The sequence below is a fragment of the Microbacterium sp. MRS-1 genome, assembly GCF_000585455.1.
Classification (GTDB): Bacteria; Actinomycetota; Actinomycetes; order Actinomycetales; family Microbacteriaceae; genus Microbacterium; species Microbacterium laevaniformans.
This window is the reverse complement of the sequence record NZ_JAUF01000122.1, coordinates 1-5,980: the sequence shown is the minus strand read 5'-3', so window position 1 is coordinate 5,980 and position 5,980 is coordinate 1. Positions and strand designations below refer to the sequence as shown.

The 5,980-nt window shown below is 70.0% G+C and carries 4 protein-coding genes and 1 pseudogene; 3 read left to right on the top strand and 2 right to left on the bottom strand.

Translation table 11 applies throughout. The features are described 5' to 3' along the window. Positions 1 to 39 precede the first annotated feature (39 nt). Both AS96_RS14370 and AS96_RS14365 read left to right on the top strand, forming a co-directional pair. Positions 40 to 2,493: a DUF4118 domain-containing protein gene (locus AS96_RS14370; RefSeq protein ID WP_051498911.1), complete on the top strand. Its 2,454-nt coding sequence runs from the start codon at positions 40 to 42 to the stop codon at positions 2,491 to 2,493. A 4-nt stretch (positions 2,494 to 2,497) separates the two neighbouring features. Next, positions 2,498 to 3,187: a response regulator gene (locus tag AS96_RS14365; protein ID WP_036291247.1), complete on the top strand. Its 690-nt coding sequence runs from the start codon at positions 2,498 to 2,500 to the stop codon at positions 3,185 to 3,187. A 158-nt stretch (positions 3,188 to 3,345) separates the two neighbouring features. On the opposite strand, the gene AS96_RS14360 is transcribed toward AS96_RS14365, so the two are convergent. Both AS96_RS14360 and AS96_RS14355 read right to left on the bottom strand, forming a co-directional pair. Then, positions 3,346 to 4,308 carry an SRPBCC family protein gene (locus tag AS96_RS14360; RefSeq protein ID WP_036291246.1) on the bottom strand — a complete coding sequence of 321 codons (963 nt, stop codon included), beginning with the start codon at positions 4,306 to 4,308 and terminating at the stop codon, positions 3,346 to 3,348. Position 4,309: 1 nt separating this feature from the next. Next, a complete protein-coding gene (locus AS96_RS14355) occupies positions 4,310 to 4,672 on the bottom strand; it encodes an ArsR/SmtB family transcription factor (protein ID WP_036291243.1) in 363 nt (120 codons plus the stop codon). A 651-nt stretch (positions 4,673 to 5,323) separates the two neighbouring features. On the opposite strand from AS96_RS14355, the pseudogene AS96_RS14350 reads away from it, so the two are divergent. After that, positions 5,324 to 5,917: pseudogene (locus tag AS96_RS14350) on the top strand (IS256 family transposase); the annotation flags it as partial. Positions 5,918 to 5,980 lie beyond the last annotated feature (63 nt).

Genomic DNA, 5,980 nt, shown 5'->3' with positions numbered 1-5,980 from the left:
TTCATACGCAGCCGGGCTCTGCCTCTCCGCAGCCTTGCAATGGATTTAGCAACACGGCCTAGGGTGAACGCATGCCGTGCGGCGACCTCGGCGCGCGCGGAAGGCCTGCCCACGCTCGGACGCCGGCGTCTGCGCCACCGCGAGGTCGAGCTCGACGAACTCGACCTCGACGGTCTGCTCGATCGGCATCCGGAGATCGCGCTCGTCGACGAGCTCGCCCACACCAACGCACCCGGCTCCCGCAACGAGAAGCGATGGCAGGACGTCGAAGAGCTGCTGGCCGCCGGCATCGACGTGATCACGACCGTCAACGTCCAGCACATCGCCTCGCTGGGCGGCGTGGTCGCGCAGATCACCGGAGTCACTCAGCGCGAGACGGTGCCGGATGCCGTGGTGCGCGCCGCCGACCAGATCGAGGTCGTCGACCTCGCCCCGCAGTCGCTGCGCGACCGGCTCGCCGCCGGCGCCGTCTATCCCGCCGAGCGCATCGACGCGGCCCTGTCGAACTACTTCCGCCTCGGAAACCTCACGGCCCTGCGCGAACTCGCGCTGCTGTGGCTCGCCGACGAGGGCGACAACGCACTGCAGAGTTACCGCGAGGAGCACGGCATCCGCGGGGCGTGGCAGGCGCGCGAGCGCGTCGTCGTCGCCCTCACCGGCGGCCCGGAGGGCGACACGCTGCTGCAGCGCGGGGCGCGTATCGCCGCGCGCGCCGCCGGGGGCGAGTTGCTCGCGGTGCACGTGACGACGCAGGAGGGGCTGCGTGCGGCTGCTCCCGGTGCCCTCGCGGCCCAGCGCGCCCTCGTCGAGTCGCTCGGCGGCAGCTACCACCAGGTGATCGGCGAGGACGTGCCGCGGACCCTCGTCGAGTTCGCGCGATCGGTCAACGCGACGCAGCTCGTGCTGGGCGCCAGCCGCCGTAGCCGCCTCGGCGCGGCGTTCACCGGCCCGGGCATCGGGGCCACGGTCATCCGCGAGTCGGGCGACATCGACGTGCACATCGTGACCCACGCCGCCGCGGGCGGAAACCTGCACCTGCCGCGGCTGACCGGAGGGGCACTCGGCTGGCGGCGGCGCATCCTGGGGCTGGTCGTCGCGCTCACCGGCGGGCCGCTGCTGTCGTGGCTGCTGTTCGCGACCTCGAACGAAGAGACGATCACCTCCGACGTGCTCTCCTACCAACTGCTCGTGGTCGTCGTCGCGTTGATCGGCGGGATCTGGCCGGCGCTGTTCGCGGCGGTGCTGTCGGGGTTGACGCTGGACTTCCTGTTCATCCATCCGCGTTTCACGGTGACGATCGACAACCCGCTGCACGCGCTGGCGCTCGTGCTGTATGTGGTGATCGCGATCCTGGTGAGCTGGATCGTCGATCAAGCCGCACGTCGCACGCGCCGGGCTCGGCGCGCGGCCGCCGATTCGGAGCTGCTGGCGACGGTGTCGGGCAGCGTGCTGCGCGGCGAGAGCGCCGTCCCGGCTCTGGTCAGCCGCACCCGCGAGGCGTTCGGCGTGAGCGGGGCGCGCCTGCTCGCCGGAGACGGATCCACCCAGCAGGTGCTGGCGACCGACGGCGAACCGGTGCGCGACGGCCGGGCGGTCGTGGTGCCCGTGGGCACGGATGCCGCGGGGGGCCCTCGCGCCACGCTCGAGCTGCACGGCGGCGATGTCGGGGCCCCGGAGCGGCGCCTGCTCGATGTCATCACCGCGCAACTCGCTGCGGCCCTCGAGCACAGCGAGCTCACGCAGACGGCCCGCACCGCCGACGCCCTGGCCGCGACCGACCAGGTGCGCACGGCGCTGCTGTCGGCGGTCAGCCACGATCTGCGCCGGCCGCTCGCCGCGGCCATCGCCGCCGTCGGCGGCCTGCGTGCGGCGGGGCCGTCGCTGAGCGCCGCCGATCACGACGAGCTCGTCGCGACCGCGGACGAGTCGCTCGCCGCGCTCGCGGCGCTGGTCACCGATCTGCTCGACGTCAGCCGTGTGCAGGCGGGCGTGCTCGCCGTCTCGCTTTCCCCTGTCGACCTTGCGGGAGCAGTGCTCGAGGCCCTCGATGAGCTGGGCATCGGACCCGACGTCGTCGAACTCGCGCTCGATCAGACCGTTCCTGCGGTGCGCGCCGACCCCGTGCTGCTGCAGCGGGTCATCGTCAACGTCCTCGCCAATGCGCGCCGCTACGCGCCGCCCGGCACGCGCGTGCGCATCGCATCCAGCCGGCTCGGCTCGACCGTCGAGCTGCGGATCGTCGACCACGGCCCGGGCGTCAGCGCCGACCGCCAGGACGACATCTTCGCTCCCTTCCAGCGGCTCGGCGACACCGACAACACCACGGGGCTCGGGCTCGGGCTCGCCCTGTCGAAGGGCTTCACCGAGGGCATGGGCGGCACGCTGACGCCCGAGACCACGCCCGGCGGGGGGCTGACGATGGTGGTCTCGCTGCCGGTGGATGCCGCGGCATCCACTCTCGCCGCGCCCTCGGTCGCCGAAGCGGGAGGATGAGATCGTGAAGATCCTGGTCGCCGACGACGATCCGCAGCTCGTGCGGGCGCTGCGGATCACCCTCGCCGCGCACGGCTACGACGTCATCGCCGCGCCCGACGGCGCCGCCGCGATCGCCACGGCGGCCCAGGCGCGCCCCGACGTCGTCATGCTCGATCTCGGCATGCCGCGCCTGGACGGCATCGAGGTGATCCACGCGCTGCGCGGGTGGACCGACCTGCCGATCCTCGTCGTGTCCGGACGCACGGGCTCGGCCGACAAGGTCGAAGCACTGGATGCCGGCGCCGACGACTACGTCACGAAGCCGTTCCAGATCGACGAGCTGCTCGCGCGCCTGCGGGCCCTCGCGCGCCGGCGTGGCGTGGCATCCGCGGCATCCGCGGATATACCGGCCGTGCGCTTCGGTGATGTCGAGGTCGACCTGGCCGCGACCCGCGTCGTCCGCGGCGGCGAGGTCGTGCACCTGACGCCGACGGAGTGGCGGATGCTCGAGTTCCTGGCCCGCAACCCCGGAACGCTCGTGACCCGGCAGAACCTGCTGAGAGACATCTGGGGCACCGACCAGGTGGCCGACTCGGGTTATCTGCGCCTCTACATGTCGCAGCTGCGCAAGAAGCTTCAGCGCGATCCGGCGCATCCCCAGCATCTGCTCACCGAGCAGGGCATGGGCTACCGACTCGTGCTCGGCGACTGACCGCGGTCGAGTCGCCCCGCCCCGCCCCCATCCGAACTGCAAGGCCGTAGCCGCGACACGCGGGGAGGGACAAGGGATGCCGCGGCGTGTCGGGCAGCATCCCTTGCAGTTGCGTCGCGGATCGCTCGAGGACGGCCGAGTCGAAACGCCCCGACCCCTCAGGCGGCGACGACCGCCTCCAGGCGTGCGTACGAGGTCTCCATGCCGTCGGTCATGCCGGTGGCGAGGACCATGTCGCGCGTCTCCTTGTCGAGATACTCGATCAGCAACGTCAGCAGGGTCGCGCCGTCCTCCTCGTAGAGCTGCAGGTCATTGACCGTCGCCGGTCCCGGCATCCCGATCATCCGCTCGGTGGAGACCTCGCGCCAGATCGGCTCACTGAGCACGGTCTCGCTCTCGAACCCGAACCGGGTCGACTCGTCGTCGCCCTGCTGCCAGACGAAGCGGGTGGTCTCGCCGACCTCGCACTCGACCATCTGCCAGCCGTCGGGGCCGAGCAGCCACCGACGCAGCAGCTCCGGCTCGTGGTGAGCGCGCCAGACGAGCTCGCGCGAACCCTCGATGAGCCGGGTGATGCGCACGTGCTGGTCGGTGAGGAGTTCGGTGCGAGTGCCCTTGCCCTGCGCGTACGCCCGCAGGTCCTGCAGCACGGCGTCGAGCTGGCTCATCGCCAGACGCGAACCCTCGATCGCCCCCATCGCGACGACCTGCTCGAGCGCCTCGAGCGACGTGAAGTAGGTGGTGTTGGTGAGTCGCGAGCCGTCGGCGGTCGCCTCGAACGAGAAGACCATGCGCATCGAGGGGAAGCCGTCGAGCTTCTCGCCGTCGTCGCCGACGAAGGAGTCGAGGACTTCGAAGCTGCGTCCGGGGTCGACGTTCAGCACCTCCCACGATCCGGCGGAGCGCTGGCCCTGCGGGCTCGTCATCCGGTAGTCGACGCGACCGCCGGGGCGCAGATCGAACGCGGTGAAGGTGGCGGGCCACCCGGGAGGACCCCAGAACCGCTCCAGCTGGCGCGGGTTCGTGAACGCCTCCCAGAGGCGGGACACGGGCGCCGCGGCATCCGCGACGAGGGTCATCGTGAGGTTCTCGGGGTCGGTCGTGATGTCGCGGACGGGCATGTCAGTCTCCTTGCGTGGGACGGGGATCGTGGGGTTCAGCGAGCAGGGCGTCGAGGCGGTCGATCCGCGAACGCCAGAGGTCTTCGTAACGGGCGAGCAGCGCTCGGGCCCGGGCGATCATGCGCGGATCGGCGCGCACGAGACGCTCGCGTCCCTCGGCGCGCTTGATGACGAGGCCGGCCGCTTCCAGCACGGCCACGTGCTTCTGCACCGCGGCGAACGACATGTCGTAGTCCGCGGCGAGTGCCGACACCGACTGCTCGTCGACGATGGTGCGCCGCAGGATGTCGCGCCTCGTCGCCGCCGCCAGGGCGTGGAACAGCCGGTCGGTCTCATCGTCGCTCAACTCAGTTTGTGCAACCATTTGGTTGTACGTTAGGGCAGCGGATGCCGCGAGTCAATACCCTCGTTGTCGAGAACGCGTTGCGGTGACACAACCGGCCTTTGGATGACACAGGGCTGGGATGAAGTGACACCGTGTGTCACGAAACGCCGATGCCTTACAGAAGTTGCGCCTCTCGCGGGAGGAACATCAGCGGCAGATACAGGAGCGATGGGGCTCCGGTCGCCCCTTCGTCTTCGCATCATCCGAACGCGGATACACGTGCGAGAGGGGCTGCGATGCGGCCAGTAGATGAGGCAAAGCCGATCAACCCCCGACGGCGCACGTCGTCAACCGAACTGCATTGGATCCCTCGTACAGACAACGGCCGCACGACGGCCGGTCTCCACGAGTGGGCAGTTGTCGATCGAGAGCTCGGCGACCGGGACTGGGCGTCGATTGATCCGATGAGGGTTCGCAAGTCGAAAGGCATCCGACACCAGTTCACACCGGCGATGTACTACTGGCAGCGCACTCGATCTCATGTGTGGTGCGAGTCCCAGCAGGAGCGCTGAGTGGCGTCCCGCATAGTGGTGTAACTGCTCGGTGGTCGGCCTCGTCGTGAACGTGGGCGCGGTCACCGTGTGATCCTTCGAGGAATCTCCTACAACCCTCTCGAATGGAGTCATCACGATGACCGCTCCTCACATTGTCGACCCTGCTGGCCTGCTCGGTGAAGCCCTCGCTGAGGCGTCGCCGGATCTGATGCGGCAGCTGCTGCAGACGATGATCAACGCGCTGCTGTCCGCGGACGCAGACGCCGTCTGCGGCGCCGAATGGGGCAAGCCCAGCCCCGACCGGGTGACGCAGCGCAACGGCTACCGGCACCGCGAGCTGGACACCCGTGTCGGCACGATCGACGTCGCCGTCCCCAAGCTCAGGAAGGGCACATACTTCCCGGAATGGCTGCTCGAGCGCCGCAAGCGCGCCGAGGCCGCGCTGATCACCGTCGTCGCCGACTGCTACCTCGCCGGCGTCTCCACCCGCCGGATGGACAAGCTGGTCAAGACGCTCGGCATCGACTCGCTGTCCAAATCGCAGGTGTCCCGCATGGCCGCGGATCTCGACGAGCACGTCGACCAGTTCCGCCACCGTCCGCTCGGGGATGCCGGGCCGTTCACGTTCGTCGCCGCCGACGCCCTGACGATGAAGGTCCGCGAAGGCGGCCGCGTGATCAACGCCGTCGTCCTCGTCGCCACGGGTGTCAACGCGGACGGGCGCCGGGAGGGGGCCTTGACCCCGGATCGTGGACACGGTGTCATTTCGGTTATGCCGCTTCCGTGAGGGTAG